At 50.7% G+C, this 23,585-nt stretch carries 25 protein-coding genes and 1 other RNA gene; 19 read left to right on the top strand and 7 right to left on the bottom strand.

Annotated elements, in window-relative coordinates:
• Positions 1 to 126: 126 nt before the first annotated feature.
• From RSX24_RS02890 to RSX24_RS02880, 3 genes are all read left to right on the top strand, one after another.
• A complete protein-coding gene (locus tag RSX24_RS02890) occupies positions 127 to 951 on the top strand; it encodes a YesL family protein (protein ID WP_343259611.1) in 825 nt (274 codons plus the stop codon).
• A 49-nt stretch (positions 952 to 1,000) separates the two neighbouring features.
• A non-coding RNA gene (ssrS, locus tag RSX24_RS02885) (6S RNA) lies at positions 1,001 to 1,191 on the top strand.
• A 171-nt stretch (positions 1,192 to 1,362) separates the two neighbouring features.
• The gene (locus RSX24_RS02880; protein ID WP_236418091.1) at positions 1,363 to 1,755 is read left to right on the top strand and encodes a DUF1499 domain-containing protein; all 393 of its coding nucleotides are present in this window, start codon (positions 1,363 to 1,365) and stop codon (positions 1,753 to 1,755) included.
• Between the two features lie 76 nt (positions 1,756 to 1,831).
• Here RSX24_RS02880 and tpx read toward each other — a convergent pair whose 3' ends face one another.
• A complete protein-coding gene (gene tpx, locus RSX24_RS02875; protein ID WP_343259610.1) occupies positions 1,832 to 2,350 on the bottom strand; it encodes a thiol peroxidase in 519 nt (172 codons plus the stop codon).
• Positions 2,351 to 2,499: 149 nt separating this feature from the next.
• Between tpx and RSX24_RS02870 the strand changes: the two genes are divergently transcribed.
• Together RSX24_RS02870 and gltC are read left to right on the top strand one after the other, a co-directional pair.
• Positions 2,500 to 3,126 (top strand): rhomboid family intramembrane serine protease, encoded by a 627-nt coding sequence (locus tag RSX24_RS02870; RefSeq protein ID WP_343259609.1) that lies wholly within the window; start codon positions 2,500 to 2,502, stop codon positions 3,124 to 3,126.
• 69 nt (positions 3,127 to 3,195) lie between these two features.
• Entirely contained in the window at positions 3,196 to 4,104 is a 909-nt protein-coding gene (gene gltC, locus RSX24_RS02865) for a glutamate biosynthesis transcriptional regulator GltC (protein ID WP_236418077.1), read from the top strand.
• A gap of 44 nt (positions 4,105 to 4,148) precedes the next feature.
• On the opposite strand, the gene RSX24_RS02860 is transcribed toward gltC, so the two are convergent.
• Positions 4,149 to 4,829, bottom strand: coding sequence for a zinc metallopeptidase (locus RSX24_RS02860; RefSeq protein WP_236418075.1), 681 nt, complete (start codon positions 4,827 to 4,829; stop codon positions 4,149 to 4,151).
• 29 nt (positions 4,830 to 4,858) lie between these two features.
• Entirely contained in the window at positions 4,859 to 5,287 is a 429-nt protein-coding gene (locus RSX24_RS02855; RefSeq protein ID WP_236418524.1) for a MerR family transcriptional regulator, read from the bottom strand.
• Between the two features lie 349 nt (positions 5,288 to 5,636).
• On the opposite strand from RSX24_RS02855, the gene RSX24_RS02850 reads away from it, so the two are divergent.
• The 3 genes from RSX24_RS02850 to RSX24_RS02840 are packed head-to-tail and all read left to right on the top strand — an operon-like array spanning position 5,637 to position 8,902.
• Positions 5,637 to 7,037 carry an ammonium transporter gene (locus RSX24_RS02850; protein WP_236418073.1) on the top strand — a complete coding sequence of 467 codons (1,401 nt, stop codon included), beginning with the start codon at positions 5,637 to 5,639 and terminating at the stop codon, positions 7,035 to 7,037.
• A gap of 36 nt (positions 7,038 to 7,073) precedes the next feature.
• Positions 7,074 to 8,168 (top strand): DUF294 nucleotidyltransferase-like domain-containing protein, encoded by a 1,095-nt coding sequence (locus tag RSX24_RS02845; RefSeq protein ID WP_438286766.1) that lies wholly within the window; start codon positions 7,074 to 7,076, stop codon positions 8,166 to 8,168.
• Positions 8,165 to 8,902 (top strand): exonuclease domain-containing protein, encoded by a 738-nt coding sequence (locus RSX24_RS02840; protein WP_343259607.1) that lies wholly within the window; start codon positions 8,165 to 8,167, stop codon positions 8,900 to 8,902. Before RSX24_RS02845 ends, RSX24_RS02840 begins: the two co-directional genes overlap by 4 nt.
• On the opposite strand, the gene RSX24_RS02835 is transcribed toward RSX24_RS02840, so the two are convergent.
• Positions 8,888 to 9,376, bottom strand: coding sequence for a M67 family metallopeptidase (locus RSX24_RS02835; protein ID WP_339277277.1), 489 nt, complete (start codon positions 9,374 to 9,376; stop codon positions 8,888 to 8,890). The genes RSX24_RS02840 and RSX24_RS02835 overlap by 15 nt on opposite strands.
• Positions 9,377 to 9,574: 198 nt before the next feature.
• Between RSX24_RS02835 and RSX24_RS02830 the strand changes: the two genes are divergently transcribed.
• Positions 9,575 to 10,126, top strand: coding sequence for a TlpA disulfide reductase family protein (locus RSX24_RS02830; protein WP_236418058.1), 552 nt, complete (start codon positions 9,575 to 9,577; stop codon positions 10,124 to 10,126).
• Between the two features lie 97 nt (positions 10,127 to 10,223).
• On the opposite strand, the gene cimA is transcribed toward RSX24_RS02830, so the two are convergent.
• The gene (gene cimA / locus RSX24_RS02825) at positions 10,224 to 11,843 is read right to left on the bottom strand and encodes a citramalate synthase (protein WP_343259606.1); all 1,620 of its coding nucleotides are present in this window, start codon (positions 11,841 to 11,843) and stop codon (positions 10,224 to 10,226) included.
• Between the two features lie 370 nt (positions 11,844 to 12,213).
• Here cimA and RSX24_RS02820 point away from each other — a divergent pair, with 370 nt between their 5' ends.
• The 3 genes from RSX24_RS02820 (at position 12,214) to RSX24_RS02810 (ending at position 15,517) form a co-directional block, all read left to right on the top strand.
• Complete coding sequence (locus tag RSX24_RS02820) at positions 12,214 to 13,515, top strand: DNA polymerase IV (protein ID WP_343259605.1); 1,302 nt, start codon at positions 12,214 to 12,216, stop codon at positions 13,513 to 13,515.
• A gap of 117 nt (positions 13,516 to 13,632) precedes the next feature.
• Positions 13,633 to 13,875 (top strand): ferredoxin, encoded by a 243-nt coding sequence (locus RSX24_RS02815; RefSeq protein ID WP_236418054.1) that lies wholly within the window; start codon positions 13,633 to 13,635, stop codon positions 13,873 to 13,875.
• Between the two features lie 220 nt (positions 13,876 to 14,095).
• A complete protein-coding gene (locus RSX24_RS02810; RefSeq protein WP_343259604.1) occupies positions 14,096 to 15,517 on the top strand; it encodes a L,D-transpeptidase family protein in 1,422 nt (473 codons plus the stop codon).
• Positions 15,518 to 15,579: 62 nt separating this feature from the next.
• On the opposite strand, the gene RSX24_RS02805 is transcribed toward RSX24_RS02810, so the two are convergent.
• Positions 15,580 to 15,717, bottom strand: coding sequence for a hypothetical protein (locus RSX24_RS02805; protein ID WP_236418049.1), 138 nt, complete (start codon positions 15,715 to 15,717; stop codon positions 15,580 to 15,582).
• 276 nt (positions 15,718 to 15,993) lie between these two features.
• On the opposite strand from RSX24_RS02805, the gene RSX24_RS02800 reads away from it, so the two are divergent.
• The 3 genes from RSX24_RS02800 (at position 15,994) to RSX24_RS02790 (ending at position 18,646) form a co-directional block, all read left to right on the top strand.
• On the top strand, positions 15,994 to 17,091 hold the full coding sequence (locus RSX24_RS02800) for a quinone-dependent dihydroorotate dehydrogenase (protein WP_236418047.1): 1,098 nt from the start codon (positions 15,994 to 15,996) through the stop codon (positions 17,089 to 17,091).
• Positions 17,092 to 17,340: 249 nt separating this feature from the next.
• Positions 17,341 to 18,156: a GTP diphosphokinase gene (gene yjbM, locus RSX24_RS02795; protein WP_236418045.1), complete on the top strand. Its 816-nt coding sequence runs from the start codon at positions 17,341 to 17,343 to the stop codon at positions 18,154 to 18,156.
• Positions 18,143 to 18,646: a DUF309 domain-containing protein gene (locus tag RSX24_RS02790; protein WP_343259603.1), complete on the top strand. Its 504-nt coding sequence runs from the start codon at positions 18,143 to 18,145 to the stop codon at positions 18,644 to 18,646. The genes yjbM and RSX24_RS02790 overlap by 14 nt, the downstream gene beginning before the upstream one ends.
• A gap of 174 nt (positions 18,647 to 18,820) precedes the next feature.
• On the opposite strand, the gene RSX24_RS02785 is transcribed toward RSX24_RS02790, so the two are convergent.
• Entirely contained in the window at positions 18,821 to 19,366 is a 546-nt protein-coding gene (locus tag RSX24_RS02785; RefSeq protein WP_236418042.1) for a thioredoxin family protein, read from the bottom strand.
• 218 nt (positions 19,367 to 19,584) lie between these two features.
• Here RSX24_RS02785 and RSX24_RS02780 point away from each other — a divergent pair, with 218 nt between their 5' ends.
• The 4 genes from RSX24_RS02780 (at position 19,585) to RSX24_RS02765 (ending at position 23,488) form a co-directional block, all read left to right on the top strand.
• Entirely contained in the window at positions 19,585 to 21,210 is a 1,626-nt protein-coding gene (locus RSX24_RS02780; RefSeq protein WP_343259602.1) for an RsmB/NOP family class I SAM-dependent RNA methyltransferase, read from the top strand.
• The gene (locus tag RSX24_RS02775) at positions 21,207 to 21,953 is read left to right on the top strand and encodes a pseudouridine synthase (protein WP_236418040.1); all 747 of its coding nucleotides are present in this window, start codon (positions 21,207 to 21,209) and stop codon (positions 21,951 to 21,953) included. Before RSX24_RS02780 ends, RSX24_RS02775 begins: the two co-directional genes overlap by 4 nt.
• Positions 21,954 to 22,105: 152 nt before the next feature.
• Positions 22,106 to 22,912, top strand: a complete 807-nt coding sequence (locus RSX24_RS02770) for a Cof-type HAD-IIB family hydrolase (RefSeq protein ID WP_343259601.1) — start codon at positions 22,106 to 22,108, stop codon at positions 22,910 to 22,912.
• A gap of 21 nt (positions 22,913 to 22,933) precedes the next feature.
• Entirely contained in the window at positions 22,934 to 23,488 is a 555-nt protein-coding gene (locus RSX24_RS02765) for a GNAT family N-acetyltransferase (RefSeq protein ID WP_343259600.1), read from the top strand.
• Positions 23,489 to 23,585: the final 97 nt, after the last annotated feature.

The raw sequence follows: 23,585 nt of genomic DNA, 5'->3' as shown, positions 1-23,585 counted from the left end.
ATTTGCTTATGCAGGCAGCTCGCTTAGACAGCTCTTTTCGGGAAGTGCTGGCTTTTCCTATCCAGAATAGAGTATATTAATATTAGAGTTTACGTTAGAAGCAAGGCTGTGGAGGAGGAGAAATGTTTGGAATTTAAAGGAGCTATGGGCGGGATCTATCGGCTGACAGAGTGGATTACGAGACTGGCCGCAACCAACCTGTTGTGGGCGATTTGCTCGTCGCCGTTCTTGTTTTTCTTGGTCATGAAGCTGCTGGTGATGCAGCAGAATCTCGCCAACGAATCATTGCAAATGAACTGGGCTATCGGTATTGTGACACCGCTTACACTTTTTCCGGCGACTTCGGCACTGTTCACGGTTGTCCGGAAGTGGAATATGGGAGATACGGATGTACCGATTTTCCGTACTTTTTTTAAAGGGTACAAGGAAAATTACAAACAGAGCTTGCTCGGGGGTATTTTCTACACGGTGCTGTTTGTTGTCATGTATCTGGATTATACGGTTTACATGACGCAGTTCCGAAACATGCAGCTTGTCGGTATTATTATGTTGATTTTGCTGCTGCTGCTGTTTGTGTCCTTGTTCAACTTTTTCTCGATGGTTGTTCACTATCATATGTCCATCGGACTCATTATCAAAAATGCGGTGCTTTTGACACTGATCAGACCGTTCCGCGTATTTTCCACACTGCTCGGAAGCGGATTGCTGTTCTATATCGGCTTTAGTTATCCTGTATTGTTCATCTTCTTCATCATTAGCATTGTTGCCTGGTTTGCGTTCTTCAACTTCTATGCCACCTTCAACAAGATGCAGGAACAAATGCAGAAGATGCAGCTGCAGAAGGAAGAAGAGGAAGCGGCTCTGGCTGAGGAAAAAGGGGACGAACGGGCAGACGGAAATCCGGCCAGTGAGGGATCTGCCGATAAATCCGATCGGGAGCAGGTTAAATAATCTTGATGAGCGGCATTTACTTTTGCCGCGGTTAGGGATATAATAACTGTACATCCTGCGATGTACGTTTCGGTTAATCGTTGTTTTGAACCAATGATGATGTCTTCGGGAGATCTACATAGAATGTTGCTGAAAAGCCCTGTCTATATGACAAGGGGACTTCAAACACATTTTTGCGGTCACCCACCTGCCAAGCAGGTTCATAAGACAATGTAGCCGGACGGCATAGGCGGGTTCTCTAACAGACGTACAGCACCCTGACTGCTTCCTTTGGAAGGAATTCAGGGTGCTTTTTTTGTGCGTAAACCATTCTGGTTTTGTTAAAAGTGCTTCATGCTCTTTTGTTACTACCTGAACAATGATACACTAGTATACATAAATGGAACGGTTACATTTAAAGGGGGAAGGGTCTTGTCATTAAAGAGAACGTTCGTTGGCATCATCCGAAGTATGGAAGGGACCAGTGATCGAGCCAAGGATCCCAAGATGAAAACGCGGTATTATAACATGTCCAAAGATAAAGCCTTTGAAGAAGTGTCTTCGACGCTGAAAAAGATTCCCGGATATCGTGTGCTGCATGAAGTGCCTTCGGTAGGAGAAATTATTCTGGAAAAGCGCACGTCGTTTGGCAGAACGATGGATATTACGGTGTCGATCATTTCGGTAAGTCCGGTACGCAGCGCGGTGGATATGTACTCGGCTTCCCGGGGATCTTTTGGGGATTTGGGCTCCAATTATCGAACGATCCTGAACTTATTCTCGGTGCTCGACAAGAAGCTGGCTCAGTTTAAAGTGCATGAATGAGTGACTGAGGATCAAAAAAACAAAAGCGAGAGAAGGTAAACCTTCCTCGCTTTTGTTCTGAATGCGCAGCATTGTTTTACAGCAAAGCTTTGACGGCAGCAATAGCCTGTTCAAAGTTCGGGGAATCCGCCATCTCAGGCAAATATTCCACATATGTAATTTTGTCGTTGGCATCTACAACAAAAATGGAACGCATGTCCAATTGGAATTCCTTGATCAGGACGCCGTAGCTTTGGCCGAACGAACGCGTTTTGTAGTCGGACAGGGTGACAACGCGATCCACACCAGCAGCCCCACACCAACGCTCTTGCGCAAACGGAAGGTCAACGCTCACGGTCAACACAACCACATTTTCTCCGAGCTCTCCGGCTTCCACGTTGAAGCGGCGTGTCTGTGCATCACATACTCCGGTGTCCAGGGAAGGAACAACGCTGATGAGTTTGATTTTTCCGGCATAGTCTTTCAAAGTTGCGTCTTCGAGCAGGTTTTTGCTCAGTGTGAAATCAGGTGCCTGATCGCCCACTTTCAATTCAGGGCCGATCAGAGTAATAGGGTTGCCTTTGAATGTGGCTGCGCCTGTACGTTCTTGTGACATAATAATGTTCCTCCTTTTAATTGGTGATCCGTGCCAAAATCCATTATAATCTTTTATGAGAGGCATTGTCCAATATGGAGGCCGTTTCATGATTATGATTCGGTTCACCGAATGGTGTTCCGAAAAGGGTGGAGTGAACCTATAGACCTATGATATTTATTCGGTACGAGAACTGGCGGAGTTATTTGAAATTTTTCCCGCTGACATCTTTGTTGTTGTTGGCCAATGTTATTATGTTCATCGTGCTGTCCTTTAATGGCGGTTCGACAGATTTTAGAACGTTACTGGAGTATGGCGCCGTGACGAACGATCCGTCTTTTGACGGAGAGTGGTGGCGTTATATCACGTCCATTTTCATGCATTCGGGTTTTGACCATTTATTTTTCAACAGCTTTGCGTTGATTGTGTTTGCACCTCCTATGGAGCGGCTGTTAGGATCGTTAAGGTATGGGGTGCTGTATCTTGCAAGCGGCGTGTTAGGGAATGTGATATCGGTGGCATGGTATAATTCCGCAAATATGCTCACGATATCCGTAGGGGCATCAGGGGCGATCTATGGCATCTATGGGGCATTTTTGTACGTCGCCTTATTCCAACGGTCGATGATGGATGAAGCGTCGCGCAAAACCCTGTATACGCTGCTTGTGTTCGGGATCATTTTTTCGATTGCTATGTCGGGTGTTAACTGGATGGCTCACCTCGGCGGTTTGCTCAGCGGATTTTTCATTTATGGCCTAATGATCAGACTATGGAAACCCCGCATGTTGAAGAGGTAGCGTTTAAAGTTTCATGAAGTATACAAAGTAGGATAAGAAGGGTAATAGCAGATTGGAGAGATCAGGCGAGTGGAATTAAGACAGTTGCATTACTTTGTGAAGGTGGCACAGAAAGAGCATGTAACTCAGGCTGCAGAAGAGCTGCATGTGGCGCAATCTGCCGTGAGTCGCCAAATTCACCAGTTGGAGGAGGAGTTGGGTGTTGACCTTTTTATGCAAAAGGGTCGTAATTTGCAGCTGACTCCGGTTGGCCAGCTTTTTTGCAAACGGGTCGAAGGTATTTTGAAAGACCTTGATAAAGCCGTGGGCGAAGTGCATGAATTTCTGGACCCGGAGCATGGCGAGATTCGCATCGGTTTTCCGCACAGTCTGGGCATTCATTTGATTCCCTCGGTTGTGGCGGCATTTCGGCAGCGTTATCCAAACGTTAAATTCAGATTTAAACAGGGCATGTTTCCCACGCTCATTCGCGACGTATTATCGGCTGAAGTGGATCTGGCGTTCATTTCTCCGTTTCCCGAAAAGCATGATCAGGTAGCGGGGGACATTGTGTTGACGGAAGAGCTGCACGCCATTCTTCCTCCGAATCATCCGTTGGCCGGCGAGAATGAAATCGAGCTGCAGCAGCTTAAAGATGACAAATTTGTATTGTTCAGCAAAGGTTACTCTCTGCGCCCGATTGTTTGGCATGCCTGCTTGGAGGCAGGGTTTACGCCAAAAATTGCCTTCGAGGGGGAGGAGACGGACACGATTCGGGGACTGGTAGCTGCAGGAATGGGTGTTAGCTTGCTTCCCGAAATGTCCCTCTTTGAAACCAAACCATTGCAGCCGGCCCATGTGGCTATTTCCCAACCGAAAGTGACGAGAACGATTGGGTTAATTCATCGTGCAGATGACAAACTCCCGCTTGTCGCTCAATCTTTTCGCACATTCCTGCTTAATTATTTCGGCTTGCACAAAAACAATACCCCGTCCTGATCAGGACGGGGTATTGTTTTTGTTGTATGATCTACAAACGACCATTAGTCGCGGTTGTTGAAGATACCGATATAGCGGATCAACTCCAGCAGGGAGATCAGTGCTGCTGCCACATAAGTAAGAGCTGCGGCATTAAGTACCTTCGCTACGCCTTTCTCCTCTTCATTGCGAATGTAACCTTCGGATACCATAATTTCTCTGGCACGGTTGCTGGCATTGAATTCGACCGGCAGCGTAATAAGCTGGAAAGCCACGGTGACCGAGAAAAAGATGATCCCCAGACCGATCAGATTGAATGCGTTGAAGATAAATCCGCCAAGCAGCAGGAAAGGAGCGAGTCCGGATGCAAAGTTCACGATCGGGAAAATCCGGTGACGCAGCGCCAGCATAGGGTAACTTTCCTTGTGCTGGATGGCATGGCCTACTTCGTGGCAAGCGACCGAAATGGCCGAGATCGAATTTTCGTAATATACAGGTTCCGAAAGCCTGACGACGCGGTTAATTGGATCGTAGTGGTCAGACAACGCGCCGCGAACAGGTTCGATCGGAACGTCGTGCAGGCCGTTGGTATCCAACATGTGGCGTGCTGCATCATATCCGGTCATCCCGCGTTGGTTCGGTACGTCAGACCAGCGGTTAAATGTACCTTTAACGCGGAATTGCGCCCAAACAGAGAGGCCGAATGCCAGCATGATCAGTATTAGCATACCCGAGTTAAAACCCATATTCATTCCTCCGTTTTCTTTCTTAAATATTACATCATGGTGTTTTCGAGCAAGATTTTCAACGCTTCCATCGTGCCGGCGCTTTTCGCGAGAAGTCCGGTGATCATCTTGCGTGACTGTGAGGGCTTCATCTCCCCAAGCAGCGGCTTAAGTTCGTTGACTTCCCGCTCGAGCTGTTGAACATGAAGCTCCAGGCTGGACAGTTTGCTTGCAACCTGTTCTTCGGTGCTTACCAGGCTCCACTTTTCCAGCGTCTGTTTAATCTCTTCGAGACTATACTTCTCTTGCTTCATCTGTACAATACGTTCCAGCCTAGTTAAGGTTTCATTACTATAGAGACGATAATTTTTTTCGGTGCGCTCTTCTGGAGCGATCAGGCCCAATTTGGTGTAATAATCAATCGTCCGTTCGCTCACACCAGCGGTCTTGGCAAGTTCGCCAATCCGAAACAGTTTCATATCCCCCAATGATATTCACCTCTTTTGCAGTTCAAATGTAGGGAATTGGTCATTCCGATTGCGGTAAAGCGGCATCCGCCCCATTACGATCTATAGATATGATACATGATTTTTAACCATACAGTCAAACGTTACGCTTTAGCAAAAAGGGATCGTGTTATCTATGTCTATGTGCTTATTGGACATGATTATGTACTTAAGTACAAGAAAAAGACGTAAGACTTTATGGCTATAAAATATTTTCGGATTTGCTGAAAAAACCCTTGTCAACTTTCCTGACTCCTGCTTATAATGACATTAAGAATTTCACGACATGTGAATAAAACTAACACTTGAGGGAGTGGGGTACATGAGAAAGAAATGGTTGGTTTCGATGTTAGCAATGCTTACCTTGTTGGCTTTCCCGGTCAGTGCTTTTGCGGCAGCCGAGGGGCCGACGAACGTCGAACTCCAAAGCGGGTTGAACTCGGCCTTTACGTTTCTGGCGGTAGTGCTGGTGTTCTTTATGCAAGGGGGATTTGCTTTACTTGAAGCAGGCTCCACAAGAATGAAAAATGCAGGACATATTGCGGGTAAAACCATCCTGACATTGGGAATTTCGGTCATTGCCTTCTGGGCATTCGGATTCGCTCTTGGCTTCGGCAACGGAAATGGATTTTTCGGAACGACAGGTTTCTTCCTGAGCGGAGATCAAATGGCAGCATCTTTTGAATCCCTGGCCTTTTCCGATGTACCGCTGACCGTCAAATTTGTATTCCACCTCGCTTTTGCGGCGGTATCCTTGGCCATTGCGTGCGGTGGCATGGCTGAACGTGCAAAAATGAGCGTATATATCGTATTTGGAGCCCTGTACACCATCATCATGTACCCTGTTGTCGCTCACTGGGTATGGGGCGGCGGCTGGCTCGCGGAACTGGGCATGCAAGACTTCGCAGGTTCCACCGTCGTTCACTTGACGGGTGCCACTGCAGCGCTGGTAGCAACGATTCTATTGAAACCTCGTATCGGTAAATACAACAAAGACGGTAAACCTAACATCATTCCAGGTCACAACCAAGTCTATTCTGTGCTTGGCGTCATCATCCTCTGGATCGGTTGGTTCGGTTTCAACCCGGGCAGCACGCTGTCTGCAATGGGAGACGGATTCTTCGGTTACGTCGCTTTGACGACCAACGTAGCTGCTGCGGCTGGTGGTGTAGCTGCACTTCTGATTTCCTGGGCAGTACTTGGCAAATCCGACATTCCTAGCATGCTGAACGGTGTGCTTGCGGCACTCGTAGCCATTACAGGTGCTTGTGCCTTCGTTGAACCTTGGGCCGCTTTGGTCATCGGTGCTTTGGCAGGAATTATTACATTCTTTACCGCTCAATGGTTTGATCGGAAAGGCATCGATGATCCAATCTACGCGTTCTCCGTACATGGTATAGCCGGTATGTGGGGCGCGATCTCCACAGGTTTGTTCGCAACGCCGGAACTTGCCGAAACTGTAGGAGTAGGCCAAGCGGGTCTGTTCTACGGTGGTGGATTCCATCAATTGGGAGTTCAGTTGCTCGGTCTCGTAGGCGCATTTGCCTTTGTGCTGGTATTATCCTTCATCATCCTGGGCGGAATGAAAGCGATTATGGGCATTCGTGTTACGGAGGAAGAAGAGACCATGGGTCTGGACATGAGTGAGCATGGGACTTACGGTTATCCTGAGCAAATGAAAAGTCTGGAAAATAAATCGGGAAGCGGAACGTTCAGCTCCTAAAAGGTGGGCATTGAAATGAATCACGCTGCAAGGAGGCTGGACATGATGGAACCCATTCCGTATATCAATCAATCCTGGTCCTTTGAAGGAATTGACGGTGCTTCTTCTTTTGAAGAACTGCGCCAGGCGCGCGTATTATTGCAGAATGAGCTCCAGGGATTGTTGTCCGCTTCCTTGTCGCCGATCGAGTGGTACCAGACGGTAAATGAGCTGCATGACCGGATTTATCGGAAAGCAGTGGAGCTGTGCATTCAGGGGATGGTAGAGGAGGGCTTCGGTCAGCCTCCCGTCCCCTATGCCTTTATCGTGTTTGGAAGTTCGGGCAGGGAAGAGGCAACAATGTGGAGTGATCAGGACAACGGCATGATCATCGATGATGCCCCGCATGACGGGAAAGAAGCCTATTTCGCGGAATTGGGACTTCGGCTCAGCGATACGCTGGAACAACTAGGTTATGCCAAGTGCGAAGGGAAGGTCATGTGCTCGGAGGCGTTGTGGCGCAAAACGCTGGAGGCGTGGAAGAAGCAATTGCATGATTGGCGAACGGATCTGGCTTGGGAACCTGTCCGCAATCTGATCATCGCATCGGATATGCGATTTGTGGCAGGTGAGCGGAGTCTTGCCGAGCAATGGATTGCCGCGTTCTACGATGGGTTTAGAACCGTGCCGGAGTTGTCGGATGCCGTGCTTCGCAATACGGTAAAACATAAAGCTACGCTTAACATTCTGGGCCAGGTCGTCACTGAGCGGTTTGGCGAACACGCAGGCGGTTTCGATGTGAAATACGGCGTTTATATTCCTCTCGTGAATAGTGCACGTTTCCTTGCACTCCAGCATGGAATCAAAGAGACGTCAACGCTCAAACGGCTTCAGCGGCTGATGGTGCTTGAAGCCGTGCCGATGACGCTGTCGGATGCGGCGCAGCGGGCATTCATGAGCGCGCTCAAGCTGAGGCGCAGCACGCCGATTGCTCTAAAGGACGGGTTGCAGCACAGCAGCGGGTTTTTGGATGAAAAACAGCTAAAGCAAAAACAAGTGCATTTTGAGCTCAGGGAAACGCTGGGACTGGTTCGGAGGGTACATCGTGCCCTTCAAAGACAGCTGCGCTTCACGGAAAGGAGACGTTCATGAGAGAGCCGGCTAGGGGCAATACTGGATTTTGGAATTCGCTGCGTCAGGGAGGGGTGCCTTCCGCCATCGCTTCCATGATGGGGGCCCCTACGGCGCAACACATGGCGTTTATTCGCTCGATGATGCGGGAGCAGCGGAAGCCGGAGGCGCTGCATACGCCGCTGCGCGAACTGAATGCGGTCGTGTTCGATCTGGAAACGACAGGTTTTTCTCCACAGCACGGGGATGAAATTCTTTCGTTCGGTGCGGTACGCATTTGCGGCGGGGAGGTTGTGGAAGGAGAACATTTTTATACGTTGGTCCAATCCAAAACGGCCGTTCCCCAGCACATTACCGAATTGACCGGCATCACTCAGCAAATGACATCGGATGCGCCTACATTGCTCGAAGGGCTTCATGATTTCATGTCCTTTGTGGGCGGCAACGTTCTTGTCGCCCACGCGAGTGCCCATGATCGCGCTTTTCTGAACGCTGCATTATGGAAAACATCCAAGGTAAGGCTGACCCACAGGTTGATCGATACGATGATGCTGGCACGCTGGCTGGAGCCGCAGCGCCCGGGATATGGGCTGGATGAGCTGCTGGAGTCCCGCGGCATTCCGATCCAAGGCCGGCATCATGCGCTTGAGGATGCGAGAATGACGGCGCAGCTGTGGTCATGTTATCTGGAAGACATGACTCGCAAAAACGTGGAAACGTTAGGCGATCTGTATACCCAGTTAAGTCACGCTTAGGGGTGTTGGTTGCAAGGCATACGATTCAGTCGAGGCTGACAGGCTGCCTTTTTCCGGCGCTTTCATGATTTCATAGCCGCCGAGCAGCATCCGGGCATTGGATGAGCTTGCTGGAACGGGTGACCCGATGAGATAGATACGCAGCAGTCCCGCAAACGAGGGGAGGTTGTCCAAGTCTCTCGCCGATGGAATCGGAGAGGTGCGCGGATGGGAATGAAATATGCCGATGAGCTGCTTTTCCTGGAACACGCAGCGTATCCATTCAGCCTCGTCCATGACGAAGTGATGCAGCGGGTCAGGCGCTACGTTGCGAATGGGCTTAAACCGGCTGATTCGCATGCCGCCCGCTGCAGCTTCACCCAGCACAACCCCGCAGGCTTCTTGCGGCAGTGAAGAGAACATGTGCCTCGCCATTTCCTGCTCTATGGAGCGGGGGATGTAGATCATGTTTTGCTGTCCGTGAAGTGCTGCCATTTGTATTCACCCCTCTCTCTTTGGCTCCTGCTTCGGCAGGGGTCCTTTTTTGTCTGGTGTCGATTGTAAAATTTTAAACGAAAAGGGTACAATATAAAAGGACGAATGTCATCGTATTCAAGGAATGCGTTTGCAGCATGGAGGGGACAAGTCCGGATCGTGGCTTTGTTTTGCGATTACAATCAAAGGTGGCTTGCCATGAGAAGAAATCTGTACATCATTTTGGGGGTTGTGCTGTTGGTAGGCATAGCCGTCGCTCAAAATAAAGGTGAAGAGATTGCCGCTGTGTTCAGCCAGGAGAAGCCGTTGCCCACGAAGACCGGGCCGCAGGCCGGTTTGCTGGCGCCTGCTTTTTCGCTTCAGGGTATGGATGGCCGGACGTATACGGCAGGAGGAGCAAAAGAGAAGCCGATCCTCGTCAATTTCTGGGCCTCATGGTGCGAGCCGTGCAAACAAGAGGCGCCTGGACTCAACCAGTTGGCTGCCAAATATCAAAATGATCTCGACGTCTACGGTGTGAATGTAACGCCTTATGACAAACTGAAAGATGCGATGGCATTTGTGGACAACTATAAGCTTACGTTTCCGATTTTACTCGATGAGGATGGATCGGCCTACGCCAAATATAACGGTGTTGCTTTCCCGACGAACGTGTTGATTGATGGGAATGGGGTCGTGCAAGAGATTATTCTCGGCATCCTGCCTGAAAAGGAACTGGAGAAGAAGATCAAGAAATTGATTAAAGGATAATGGCAAGAAAAAACAAAAACACCTGTTTTCCGAATGGAGAAACAAGGTGTTTTTGTTGTGCAATGCATCATATTTTCCGGGAAATAGCCATTTCGCCTTAATGATTGCTAAGACCATGAGCGGCAGTGTGCACGATGCCGGGCCCGTCCTGCAATTCTTCCTGAAGCAGCGCATAACGGAAGCTGTGTACGAGAGCTTCCCAGGAAGCTTCGATGACGTTTTCCGAAACGCCGACGGTATTCCACGTATCTTCCGTGTTCTTGGATTCGATCAATACACGAACCTTGGCGGCCGTTGCATCTTTTTCATCCAGTACACGCACCTTATAGTCGGACAAGTGCATATGAGCAAGGGAAGGGAAGTATTGCACCAACGCTTTCCGAAGGGCGTTGTCCAGCGCGTTGACCGGACCGTTTCCTTCCGCAGCAGTGTATACGCTTGAACCAGCTACGTTCAGTTTCACGAATGCTTCGGAAACGACCGGCTTGCCGGCTCCTTTTTCCACGAGCATTTTGAACGACTCAAAGGCAAACAGCTCCTGAATGTCTCCATTCGCTTCACGGATCAGCAATTCAAGGGAGGCATCCGCACCTTCGAATTGATATCCTTGATGCTCCAGATCCTTGATTTTGTTAATGATCTGGCGGGAATCTTCACTGTTCGGATCGAATTCAAGACCCAGCTCCTGCGCTTTGGATACGATGTTGCTTTGTCCCGCCAGCTCCGACACCAGCACGCGCTGTTTGTTGCCGACGAGTTCCGGTTCGATATGCTCATATGTGCGGGAATCCCGTAAAATCGCGGAGACGTGGATGCCGCCTTTGTGCGCAAAAGCCGAATTGCCGACATAAGGCTGGTTGGTTGGCATGTTCACATTGGCGATCTCGCTGACATAACGGGCCACATTGGTCAGTTGCTTCATGGATTCCTGGGAAACGCACTCGTATCCCATTTTTAATTGCAGGTTCGGAATGATCGAGGCAAGGTTTGCATTTCCGCAACGCTCGCCATACCCGTTCATCGTACCCTGCACCTGTCTGGCGCCAGCTTGTACGGCACTTAACGTGTTGGCCACCGCCAATTCGCAGTCGTTATGCGTGTGGATGCCGAGATAGGCCTCGGGCAGGCGGTTTGCCATGCCGGATACGATTTCATACACCTCATGCGGCATCGTTCCGCCATTCGTATCGCACATCACCAGCCAATCCGCTCCGGCTTCGTGGGCTTTGCTCAGGACGGCTTTTGCATAATCGGGATTATGTTTATACCCGTCAAAAAAATGCTCGGCATCAAAGATGACCTCCATGCCGTTTTGTTTCAGAAAGGCGATGGAATCATATATCATGGACAGATTCTCTTCCAATGTGGTTTGCAGTGCCGTATGCACGTGGAAATCCCATGATTTGCCCACCAAAGTAGCCGCATGCGCGCCTGATTCGAGAATTCGCTTCAGGTTTGCGTCTTCGCTTGCAATGCTGCCTTTGCGGCGCGTGCTGCCAAATGCAGCGATTTTGGCGTTGAGATGCAACTCTTTGACCCGTTTGAAAAATTCAATGTCCTTGGTGTTGCTGCCCGGAATTCCGCCTTCAATATAATGGGCACCCAGATCATCGAGCTTTCTGGCAATTTTGAGCTTGTCGTCCGCGGACAGACTGACGCCCTCTCCTTGCGTGCCGTCACGTAAAGTCGTATCGAAGATGGAAATGGCCTTTGACATGAAGATCCTCCTTTAAAGGTAAAGCTACTTTTTTTCGTTATGTTTGGGTGAATCCTTCGATCCTGCAACGCTACACTGTATTAAATTCGCAAGATGAATTTGTCCTACCTTCGGGAATTTGTATAATTTATTATTATAGCACCATTGCCGCCAAATGCCACATGCAATTCTCATTTTGATGTTACAAATGGTTTTGCGTGACGGTGAACACACTTTGCGGCAGTTGAAAAGCATACAATAGGTGCATTCCGATGATTGTGCATGCCCAGCCCTTTCGCTGCATACATGATTTTACATAACGTTCCTTGGTATAATGGGAAGCAGGTCTATAGAAAATAGACGATAGGACCGTACGAAGGGCGGGATGTCATTGTCTTCCGAAAGAACCCGGCATGCTGATGTGGAGCGTTACTATCCTGCAGCCGGAAGGGTTATTTTGCATGTCGACATGAACGCATTTTACTGTTCCGTGCATGAAGCCGAGGAACCGGAGTTGTACCGGGGCAAGGCAACGGCCGTAGCTGGAAGCAGCGAGGTGCGCAAGGGCGTGATCGTGACCTGTTCTTATGCGGCCCGAAGCAAGGGGATTTCTACAGGTATGGTCGTCCACCAGGCACTGCGCAAATGCCCGGATTTGATCGTTATTCGCCCGGACTTTCATTTGTATCGGCAGTACTCGAGAGCATTCATGCAAATTGCATATAGCTTCACGCCGCAGTTGGAAGCCACCTCGATCGACGAGTGTTACCTTGACATTACGGGATCGAAGCAGTTTGGAACCCCGCTTGACATCGCCGAAACGATTCAGCGCCGCATTCGTGACGAACTCGGGCTTCCTTGCTCGATCGGCATCGCACCTAATAAACTGTTGGCCAAAATGGCATCCGATATGAAGAAGCCGAATGGCATTTCGATACTGCGCATGAGGGATGTTCCTCATATCCTGTGGCCGAAGCCGTGCGGGGAGCTGTTTGGCATCGGACGAAAAACGGCGGAAAAATTGAAAAAACTAGGAATCGAAACGATTGGCCAGTTGGCGCAGTCGGATGAACGGATGCTGGTCGACGTTTTTGGCATCAACGGGACCTGGTTGAAAAATTCGGCGCAAGGCATCAATCATTCGCCCGTTCAGCCGGAGCGGGAAGCAAACAAGTCCATCGGGCACACCACCACGCTGCCTGCCGATATCACCGAAATAGACGACGTGCATCGGGTCCTCCTGAATATAAGCGACCAAGTGGGAAGGAGACTGCGCCGGCACGAGATGCTGAGCCAAGGCATACAAATCACCATTCGAACACCCGAGATGAAGACGATTACCCGATCCCGCATGCTGGATGTGCCAACCGAAGACGCAACCGTCATTTACCGCGAAGCCTGTGCCCTTTTCGCCAGGCACTGGGGGAACGGAAAGCCTGTCCGGATGCTGGGGATCACCCTTCAGAATCTGATTCCACGCGAGGAGAGCGCGGTTCAGCTGGATTTGTTCGATTATGAGCAAAAGCCAAAAAAGGAAAACCTGATTCGCATCATGGACCAACTTCGGGACAAGTTCGGGGAAAATGCCGTCGTCACCGCAGGCATGCTTGGGGATGACCCTTCCGTCCTGCTTCGAAATCACAAGGTTCGCGGAACGTCGCTTCAAAAAGACAACTTGCAAAGTCCGGAGTAAATGAGGCATAATGAAGTCTTGAGTCGTTAAAATGATTTGTAATTATTCTTGCTTTGTATTAATATGTTTCTAGATAAAATCACTGTTCGTTTTTGAATTTTAGGAGGAGAGATTGTAATGAGCAAATATACTTGGGTTGAAAAAGATACATGCATCGCATGCGGCGCTTGCGGAGCAACGGCACCCGACATCTACGATTACGACGATGAAGGTTTGGCAGAAGTGATTTTCGACGGCGATGCCAACAGAGGCGTGGTAGCCATTCCGGACGACCTGTTCGACGACATGCAGGATGCATGCGACGGCTGCCCTACAGATTCCATTAAAATTGCGGACGAGCCTTTCAATAAAGAAGGTTAATCTTTATCATATGTTGTTTTGCAGAGAAAGCATGTTCTGCTGTCCCGATGACAGCAAATATGCTTTTTTTTTTGCCATTGAAGCTCTTCATTCATATTGGGTCGGCAATTTTTGTCGAACGGGTAAGGGGTCCGGGTACTGAAGTCCTATGGATTTGTTGACTTCTTTTGCCGATATACATAAGGTATAACCTGAAAAAGGCAAAATGACGGAGGACCGGATGCAAAATACTCATTTGCGAAGTTATGTGAAGAAACATCCAGATAATAAGATGGCCTGGTATTTGCTGGGCAAAGAATATCTTAATGAAGGCCAGGAAGCCAAGGCCAATTATTGTTTTCAGCAGGCCGGAGAGGTATATGAAGCGTTCGAGCGCAGCAAGGCGCCGGCTGACATTTGGGTAGATTACCAGAACAAACTCGTTGAAGCCGCGGAGCAAAAGGAGAAAAAACGCCGCATGCGCAAAATGTGGCTGACGCTGCTTATGCTGCTCATGCTGGCTGGATTGCCACCCGCAGACGCGCCGGGTTTCGCCCGGGATGCGGGCGATGCGCTGGCCGCGGCGCTGGATTCCGCGGAAGACGAGGAATCGGCCGCGAAAGATCAGGATGCCGCGGCCGCTCTGCAAGCATCCAATACGTTTACCGCTGCCGGCTTCGGCGGAGGCAGCCTGGGGGAAGGTGCACTTGCTTCAGCGATGTCGGATGCGAACGAGGGGGTGCGGACTACAGCGGTGCTCGGGATGAAGGCCTCTGGGGACTGGATGCTGTGGAAACGCGACATGCCCGTAAAATATATCGTGCAGACGACGGGCAAGGGCAGGCTTACCGCTCAGAGCTACGACCCGAAGCAATGCGAATGCGAGCCTCCGGACGTTTCGAATAAAATCAAGCAATTGGCCCAGGCTTGGACGGAGAAACAGGAATCGGCAGCCGCCTTGTCCAGTGCCATCGCTTCCTACCATAAGAAAAACGGGGCATGGCCCAAAAGCTTGGGCAACCTGACGCGGCCGTTTCCAAATAACATCTTGGGTGAAACCATGCCGGGCATGAGCGAAATGTTTCCTGAACTGCTTGCTTTGAACCAGAACGCAAATGCATCGAATCCATCAGGCGGTAAGCAGGGTAATGGCGGCGATACGGACTCCCGAGCAGGCGTTTTTGGCGATACGCTCGGAGGGCAGCCGTTTTTGCAGGAACGATTGCGAATCGTGGTGGATAAGAAAAAGCACAGGCTTGCGGTAATCAGCGGCACAACCATCATCCGCAATTATGAAGTGGGTTTGGGAGGCGAACGAACGCCGGAGGGGAGTTTCGCCATTTCCGACAAAGTCGTCAACCCCAACGGTCGCTCTGACGGCGAATTCGGGACGCGAGGCATGCAATTATCGGATACGAATTATGCCATTCACGGCACGAACGAACCTGACAGCATCGGTCTGGATAAATCTTTGGGATGCATTCGGATGAGCAAGGGGGATGTGGAGGAGCTGTTTGCTCTTGCTCCTCAAGGGACCCCTGTTCAGATCGGGAATGACCTGCTGCCCGAGGAAACGCTCGTTCCTGGCGACAAGGAACGTTACCGGGATACGCTGGTTCCCAAGCAAAACAACCCGAATAAAACGTATCACTGGTTGAATTGACCTGGCAGCAGATCATTCGTGAAGCGTGGTTATGTAGATGAGCAGGCCCTGGATTGGATTGGTCACAGGTTGGCGATAATAATAAGCGCGCTGATGATGATGATCAACCCTACAACGCTTGCTGCCGTCCAAATAATGGCTTTGCGGTTGACTTCTTCTTTTTTCTGCTGCAGCGTGGGCGGTTTTCGTTTGGGAGCCATGGGCATATCCTCCTTTATTAACATCGAGCCTTGCAGTCGAGGCCACTGCTTTCATTGTAAATAAATCATCTCGTTATTTCCAGTATGCGGTTGTATTTGTTCCCCGGGCGCTGCCGATATGAGACATGGTTTCAGTAGGGCAAATGCCTGCGTCTATGCGCAAACTACTTTCCTTTTAGGTCAGAAACGGATAGACTTGGGAGTAGGGTGTTTTTACATATAAATGGACGGGAAAGCATGTTAACGGCGTACCGGACGAGAACGGAGTGAGTGGATTTGTTATACAAAAGTTTGGCTAAACCCTTGTTGTTCAAAATGGACCCGGAGAAGGCCCATCATCTGATTATCGGGGGACTCAGCGGAATGGGCAGCATTCGCCCGGTTCCTGCCGGGCTGCGAGTGATGTACGGCGTAAACGAAACGGAGGACCTCGCCGTGGATCTGTTTGGCTGCCATTTCCCGACGCCGGTAGGCCTGGCTGCCGGTTTGGATAAAAACGGACAGGCCGTCGCCGGCTTTTCTTCCATCGGTTTCGGATTCATGGAGGTAGGCACCGTGACTCCGCTGGGGCAGCCAGGGAATGAACAGCCGCGTTTGTTCCGTTTGCCTCCGGATGAGGCGCTGGTGAACCGTATGGGCTTCAACAATTTGGGGGCCGAGGCCATGGCAGGTGAACTGGCGAAGCTGAGGGAACGACGGATCCCCGTAGCCGTAAATATCGGAAAAAACAAGGCGACCCCCAACGAAGAAGCTCATCTCGATTACGCCAAATGCATCCGTGCGCTCTATGATTATGCCGATCTTTTTGTCGTGAACATCAGTTCACCAAATACGCCGGATTTGCGTAATCTGCAGCATGGAAACGAATTGAAGGAGCTGCTCGCAGCCGTTATGGTCGAACTGAAGGCACAGCAGCAAAGAGCCGGGGGAACGCTCAAATCGGTCTTGGTCAAAATCGCACCCGACGTCAATGAGCAAGAACTCGAATACATGGTTGGCACCATCGTGGACAGCGGCGTGTCCGGCATCATTGCAACCAATACAACGATCAGCCGCGAAGGACTGTCCCACGAACATGCAAAGGAAACGGGAGGGCTTAGCGGGAAGCCGCTGCGCGAGCGTTCCACGGAGGTCATTCGCCAAATTTATCGTCAGACGGAAGGAAAGCTGCCGATCATCGGATCGGGCGGCATTTTCACGAGCGAGGATGCTTACGAGAAAATAAAAGCAGGTGCCAGCCTGGTGGAAATCTATACGGCACTGATCTACGAAGGGCCCGAGATCAACCGCCGGCTTCACGCAGGGTTGCGGGAGCTGCTGCGCAAGGACGGATACAGCCATATTTCGGAGGCTGTCGGCGCGGATCACCGCTAGTGGTGCATGGGCCGATAAAGGCGCTGAGAAAACAGACCGCGTATTGCGGCTGTTTTTGCTGCAATCGCCCAGACTTTGGGCTGCGAACGGCATGCTTTCTGATAAGATAAAAGACAGTGAGAGCGTGTAATGACTACATCCCCAGAAAAAAGAAGCAGGAAGAGGGCAATATGCGCGGAACTCTTCCCCCCGCCCGACATCATGTATAATGGAACATAGGGGACGCTATAGAGACAGGAGGCATTAAACATGGACGGTAGAGACTGGGGTACATTTTTACTTCCTTATGAACAAACGGTAGAGGAATTGAAAGTCAAGTTCAAAACGATGCGGGCAGAACTCAAAAAGAGAGAAGAATATGCGCCCATCGAATTTGTAACAGGACGGGTCAAAAAAATATCCAGCATATTGGAGAAATCCAAACGTCTGAGCGTGCCGCTTGATCAAATCGAAACAGGAATCGAGGATATTGCGGGCATTCGCATCATGTGCCAGTTCGTGGAGGATATCCGCCGCGTTGCCGAATACATCCGGGCCCGCAAGGATCTGACCGTGCTGATCGAGAAAGATTACATTACCAATTTCAAGGAAAGCGGTTATCGCAGTTTTCATATGATTATCGAATATCCCGTGCAAACGGCGCTCGGACAGAAAAAGGTGCTGGCAGAAATCCAAATTCGCACGCTGGCCATGAATTTCTGGGCGACCATCGAGCATTCGCTCAGTTACAAATACCGGGAGAGTTTGCCGGACGATATGAGAGAGCGGTTGAAGAAAACGGCGGAAGCCGCATTTGTCCTGGACAACGAGATGTCGGCCATTCGGCTGCAGATCCTCGAAGCACAGAAGGAGTTCGAAGACGATTCCAACATCGTGTCCAAGACGTTATCGATCATTCATCAATTGTACTTCTATCATTTGGTGAAGGAAGCGATCGATGCACAGCAGCGATTCAACGAACTCTGGGAACGCCATGACATGGAGGGTCTCAAGCAGCTGCTGGATGACGTCAAAACGCTGCTGAATACGGCCAGGAAGGGCGACAATCCCGATGAATCCCTATGAGCCGTTATATATTGACTATCTGATCTATTTCAACCGCGACCAAGATTATTTCGAATGCCATGAAGCGTTGGAAGAGTTATGGCTTGAGAAGGATCGGGATGCTTTATATAAAGGTTTGCTGCAGGTTGCCGTCGGACTGTACCATTTCAGGAACGGCAATTTGCGCGGCGGCCGGATGATGCTGCAGAGCGCGCTGCAATTGTTGCAGCCGTACCCTGATGATGCAAGGGGAATTGATCTTGGACGTCTTGTGGAGGACGTGAGGGAGTTGGCTGAAGAGCTCTCCGGCCGGCATGCTGAACCTGTTCCGTATCGGGATCTTGTGATTCACATCCAGGATGAAGCGTTAATGCAAGCAATCCGGCAGCGTTCCTCTCAGCTGAAGGCGAACGTTCCGCAGCGGCGCAGCCCTACGCGTGGACGCATTTATGAGGAACGAATGAAGGCGATGAAGCAAGGGAACGCACAGTCGGAAAGCAATCAGCGTTAGGATGCTAGCTAGGCCCATTCTGACGTCAAAGAGCAAGGCAAAAAACACCCCGGGTGGCTCCGTCATGGAGCCGCCGGGGTGTTTGTATCATGCGCCATAATTAGAAGTGCGGTAGGCTTGTCCAAAGATTTTTGGACACGGAATCTTTTCGGACCATGTTGCCCGGAAAATGGTTTAGCTTGCTGCTGGCGTCAGGTTAGCCTTGTATTTATCAAAAAATTGCTTGTAATCATCCAACGTGTACCCGTTGTCGGAATTTTGCTCACTCAATCCGCCAACCATGCGGTCTTTCTCGACGCCTTTCTCGTAATAAACGAGCGTAGGCGTAAACTCGATGTTGTAATCGGTCCAGCCGGACTCGAATTCGCGCAGATTGAACTGCGGCAATTTGATGCCTTCTTCGTCGACGAGCGGCATCAATTGAGGCGTCGTAGCCCGGCAGTGCACGCAATCGGAGGCAAAGAAGTAAACGAAAAAGCTGTCTTTGTTATCGATCTTGGACTTGAGCTGGTCGGGCAAAATGATTTGTTGGTAATTCGGATCGTCAAGCAGTTCCCTGGTCGCCGGATTAAGCTTGGAGGCTGCGATGCCGTAGGGGTTCGGCGTAGCGTCCAACTGCTTTTTGGATTGCTGGTTCACCAAAGCAAGCGCAGCGAGCAGAACGACAAATGCGCCCAAAAAAATAAAAATGGCGGCGCTTTTCTTTTTCTTCGATTTCATCGGACATCCTCCATTGATCATATCAAGATATGGTTTCGGCAAAAATTCTGGGATAATATTCATAAACACCCTGAATTATGCTCGTTCATCAACCTACTTGTCATTATACAACATTACAGTGTGTAGTGGAATACGTGAACAAGATCAATAGGAAAGCAATCGCGGGATATGATAACATAGAGCAATATGCATTTTAACGAGACAGGATGAGTGGAAATATGGCTGTACAGTTGCCACCAAGCTTTGCCGGACGCATGGAAATGCTGCTTGGCGAAGAATTCGAACAATTTATGACATCATATCAGCATTCCCCGTATGCGGGTTTACGGGTGAATACGTTGAAAATATCGGTAGAACATCTGCGTGAGATCATTCCTTACGAATTGAGACCTATACCATGGTCTGATACGGGCTTTTACGTTCCGCATGGCGTCAAACCTGGACTGCATCCGTATTACCATGCGGGGTTGTACTATATTCAGGAACCGAGTGCCATGGCACCCGTGGAGGTGCTGGGAGTGGAACCGGGAGACCGTGTTCTGGATCTATGCGCTGCACCTGGCGGCAAATCGACGCAGATTGCGGCCAAATTGCAGGGCGAGGGCGTTCTGGTCACCAATGACATTCATGCCGAACGGACCAAGGCGCTTGCCAAAAACGTGGAGCTCTATGGCGTCCGCAATGCCGTTGTACTGAATGAATCGCCGGAACGCATCGCGGAGGCGTTTCCTTATTACTTTGACAAAGTGCTGATCGATGCGCCTTGCTCTGGCGAAGGCATGTTCCGCAAAGACGAGGACATGGTGAAATCCTGGGAGCATCATTCGGTCGAAAAGTGTGTGCTGATGCAGCGCGATATCCTCAAAACCGCGGCCCGTTTGCTCGCCCCCGGCGGAACGATCGTTTATTCAACCTGTACGTTTGCTCCGGAGGAAAATGAAGCGATGATTGCCGAGTTCCTTGCTGCAAATCCCGAATTTGCCGTGAAGCCGATTCCGGCGGAGGCAGGATTTGCCCCCGGCAGACCTGACTGGGTGCGCCGGATGCTGCCTGAAACGGCTGAGCAGACCGAAAGGGTGCTGGATCAGGTGCGGGGTACGGCACGGCTGTGGCCTCATTTGCTCGAAGGGGAAGGACACTATTTGGCGGTGCTGCAGCATAATGGCGAACCGGCCATGACAGCTGACGTCGTGGAGGAAGAAGTCGCGATCCACGCCTCGGCTGCGGGAGAGCCATGGACTGATGCCAGAGGTCGGAAGCATGAACGGTTGACCAGGTACGAGGGACGTGATCGCCAGCAGGATTCTGGAGGCAAAAGCGGCTGCAAACATAGCAAAGGCAAGGAACGCGGCGGAAACAAATCCGATCGTGGCACGAAACGTGTCGAACAGGGTGGTGCGGACGCCGGACAAGTGTATTCCCGCTTCATTGCGGAGCATACAGAGATCGAGCTGTGTGGGGAGACGGTGTTCTACGGCGATCGGGTGTATCAATCCGCAGTCGGAGCAGCAAGGCTGGAAGGGTTAAAGGTCGTTCGCCCGGGTTGGTTTATGGGTACCGTCAAAAACGGGCGTTTCGTGCCTTCCCATCCGCTGGCCTGTGCGCTCCGCGCGCAGGAAGCAAAGAGAGTGATCCATCTATCCTCGGCAGACGGCGAAGCGGTAAGATATCTCAAAGGCGAGACGTTAAACGTGGACGAGGATCGGGTCGAGGTGGAAGCTGGTATTGCCCGTAAGGGCTATGCGCTTATATGCGTGGACGGATATGCCCTCGGCTGGGGGAAATGGCTGGACGGCGTTTTGAAAAATGAATATCCTGCAGGCTGGAGGTGGACATCGGCATGAGCAGCAAAGGCAAGAAAACGCAGCGATTGGATAAAATATTGAGCCATATGGGCGTAGGTACCCGCAGCGAGCTTAAAAAAATGGTCAAACAAGGCCGAATCCACGTGGATGGCAAAGCGGTAAAGGACAGCGGCATTCAGGTTGATCCGGATGTCCATGTCATTGAGGCAGACGGGGAACGAATTGTTTACCGCGAAATGATCTATCTGATGCTGCACAAACCTCCGGGCGTGGTGTCTGCGACAGAGGATACCAGAGATCGTACGGTGCTTGACTTGTTGAAAAAAGAGGACCGCAGCTTCAATCCGTTCCCTGTGGGACGGCTGGACAAGGATACCGAAGGTTTGCTCATCCTGACCAATGATGGGCCGCTTGCGCATGACCTTCTATCTCCACGCAAGCACGTGCCGAAAACGTACGAAGCCCGAGTGCTCGGCAACGTGGACGAAGAAGACGTCAAACGTTTCAAACAAGGCGTGCAGCTGGATGACGGATACGACGCGATGCCTGCGGAATTGACCGTACTGAACCATGAGGATACGGAAGAAGGGGTGGTATCCCATATTTCGCTTATTATTCATGAAGGGAAATTTCATCAGGTAAAGCGAATGTTCCAAGCGGTGGGCAAACGCGTTATTTATTTGAAACGCGTGGCGATGGGCGGCTTGCAGCTGGACCCGGATCTGCCGATCGGGCGATATCGCGAGCTGACCGAGGACGAGTTGAATTTGCTGCGGAAGTAGGCAGAACCAATGTGGAGAAACGAAGCGTTCGCTCAAAAAGCTTTCTGAAAGAAAGCAGCATCGGAAGCATAGGTACTCGCAGTGGCCTGGTGTGATTGATTACGCGGTTCACACTAGGAGAACATATTTGAGGATTGGGGATAGAAAGCCAAATGACTTATAAATTGATCGCGCTGGACGTAGACGGAACACTTTTGAATGATCATCACGAACTGACCGAGTTCACGCAGGAGACGTTGATTCAGGCTTCGCGTCAGGGCGCAGAAATCGTTCTCTGCTCCGGCAGAGGGCCTGCCAACACGATTCCGTTCATGGAGCGCATGGGTTTGAACGGTTATGTCATTACGCATAACGGTGCAGTGACAGCCGAAGTGCAATCCCGCGAAATCGTGCATCGTTTTGCGTTGGACGGACAAGGTTTGCAGCCCATCATTGACTATTGCCGCAGCAATGCCGTTCATTTTGACATCAACACGGCGTTTGGGCTATATGTAGATCAACCTGAGGGCTTGGCCCTGAACGTGCAGGAGATGTATGCCAATTTCATGATGGAGCCGTTAAAACTGCCGACATGGGCGGATTTGTCGGAGCCATTGGCCAAATTTACCGCATTCGGTCCGCTCGAACAGATGAACGCCGTCCAGCAAGAATGGGAAACCTGGGATCTGCCTTATTACATGACCCGCAGCGGCGACTTTTTCATCGATCTGATGCATCCGGAGGCATCCAAAGGCGCAGCGCTGAAACGTTTGGCCGAAACCAAAGGCATCGCTCCCGAGGAGATCATGGCGATCGGAAACTATTATAATGACATTACGATGCTGACCTTTGCCGGCAAAGGCATTGCGATGGACAACTCGCCGGAGGAAGTCAAGGCGGCTGCCGATGAAGTGACATACTCCAACAACGAGCAAGGCGTGGCGCATGCCATTCGAAAGCATGTGCTGTCCGAAGGTTAAATAGGGAGAGGGAGAGAAGCCATGGAACAACCAACCTATACCATTCAGCAGCATGATCTCGGCGAAGCGTTTTACATCGACCGGGCCCATCCGGACGATACCGATGCCATTATGCGCATGCTGGTTGAAATTGCGGAGTGGTTAAACAGCCAGGGGTCGAGCCAATGGGGCGTGCTTCTTCGAGGAGAAGACTCTCATGATACGGTCGGAGCGATTCGCCGGGGCGACGTATTCGTCGTAAAGCAAGGCGATGAGGTGGCCGGGATGGTGACCTTGTTGCGTAGTCCGAGCGAGTGGGATGAGCGACTGTGGGGAGAACAAGCGGGAACAGAGGATGGAGCGCTATATTTGCACCGGTTGGCCGTAAGCCGCAAATATGCCAGCGTCGGGTTGGGTAAACGCATATTGAAATGGAGCAGTACCGGCATCTGGTTTGAGAACAAGGATCGGGTCCGGTTGGACTGCGTGGCCGGCAATGATACGCTGAACGCGTTCTATGCAAGGAACGGATATACATACCTTGGGGAGAACGACGGGTATAGCATTTATGAGAAACTGCTCGGCGATGAAGCTTGACGAAGATCTGCTGCTGATTTGGGCACCAACCTTTGCAGCATGTTTGGGTAAAACTAAAGACGTGACTGGACGGATTGTTGTGAACGATCTGTCCGGT

Origin of the sequence: Paenibacillus hubeiensis (assembly GCF_032334105.1) — a bacterium.
GTDB lineage: Bacteria > Bacillota > Bacilli > Paenibacillales > Paenibacillaceae > Paenibacillus > Paenibacillus hubeiensis.
This window is presented reverse-complemented; position numbering and strand designations above follow the sequence as displayed.

Bases quoted from the DNA above. Each gene is read 5' to 3' on its own strand.
- RSX24_RS02770 (WP_343259601.1), top strand. From the start codon at position 22,106: ATGACTTATAAATTGATCGCGCTGGACGTAGACGGAACACTTTTGAAT.
- RSX24_RS02815 (WP_236418054.1), top strand. From the start codon at position 13,633: ATGAGCAAATATACTTGGGTTGAAAAAGATACATGCATCGCATGCGGC.
- RSX24_RS02790 (WP_343259603.1), top strand. From the start codon at position 18,143: ATGAATCCCTATGAGCCGTTATATATTGACTATCTGATCTATTTCAAC.
- yjbM (WP_236418045.1), top strand. From the start codon at position 17,341: ATGGACGGTAGAGACTGGGGTACATTTTTACTTCCTTATGAACAAACG.
- RSX24_RS02855 (WP_236418524.1), bottom strand. From the start codon at position 5,287: ATGAAACTGTTTCGGATTGGCGAACTTGCCAAGACCGCTGGTGTGAGC.
- RSX24_RS02805 (WP_236418049.1), bottom strand. From the start codon at position 15,717: ATGGCTCCCAAACGAAAACCGCCCACGCTGCAGCAGAAAAAAGAAGAA.
- RSX24_RS02775 (WP_236418040.1), top strand. From the start codon at position 21,207: ATGAGCAGCAAAGGCAAGAAAACGCAGCGATTGGATAAAATATTGAGC.
- RSX24_RS02870 (WP_343259609.1), top strand. From the start codon at position 2,500: ATGATATTTATTCGGTACGAGAACTGGCGGAGTTATTTGAAATTTTTC.
- cimA (WP_343259606.1), bottom strand. From the start codon at position 11,843: ATGTCAAAGGCCATTTCCATCTTCGATACGACTTTACGTGACGGCACG.
- RSX24_RS02850 (WP_236418073.1), top strand. From the start codon at position 5,637: ATGAGAAAGAAATGGTTGGTTTCGATGTTAGCAATGCTTACCTTGTTG.
- RSX24_RS02835 (WP_339277277.1), bottom strand. From the start codon at position 9,376: ATGGCAGCACTTCACGGACAGCAAAACATGATCTACATCCCCCGCTCC.
- RSX24_RS02830 (WP_236418058.1), top strand. From the start codon at position 9,575: ATGAGAAGAAATCTGTACATCATTTTGGGGGTTGTGCTGTTGGTAGGC.
- RSX24_RS02765 (WP_343259600.1), top strand. From the start codon at position 22,934: ATGGAACAACCAACCTATACCATTCAGCAGCATGATCTCGGCGAAGCG.
- RSX24_RS02785 (WP_236418042.1), bottom strand. From the start codon at position 19,366: ATGAAATCGAAGAAAAAGAAAAGCGCCGCCATTTTTATTTTTTTGGGC.
- RSX24_RS02810 (WP_343259604.1), top strand. From the start codon at position 14,096: ATGCAAAATACTCATTTGCGAAGTTATGTGAAGAAACATCCAGATAAT.
- RSX24_RS02860 (WP_236418075.1), bottom strand. From the start codon at position 4,829: ATGGGTTTTAACTCGGGTATGCTAATACTGATCATGCTGGCATTCGGC.
- RSX24_RS02780 (WP_343259602.1), top strand. From the start codon at position 19,585: ATGGCTGTACAGTTGCCACCAAGCTTTGCCGGACGCATGGAAATGCTG.
- tpx (WP_343259610.1), bottom strand. From the start codon at position 2,350: ATGTCACAAGAACGTACAGGCGCAGCCACATTCAAAGGCAACCCTATT.
- RSX24_RS02840 (WP_343259607.1), top strand. From the start codon at position 8,165: ATGAGAGAGCCGGCTAGGGGCAATACTGGATTTTGGAATTCGCTGCGT.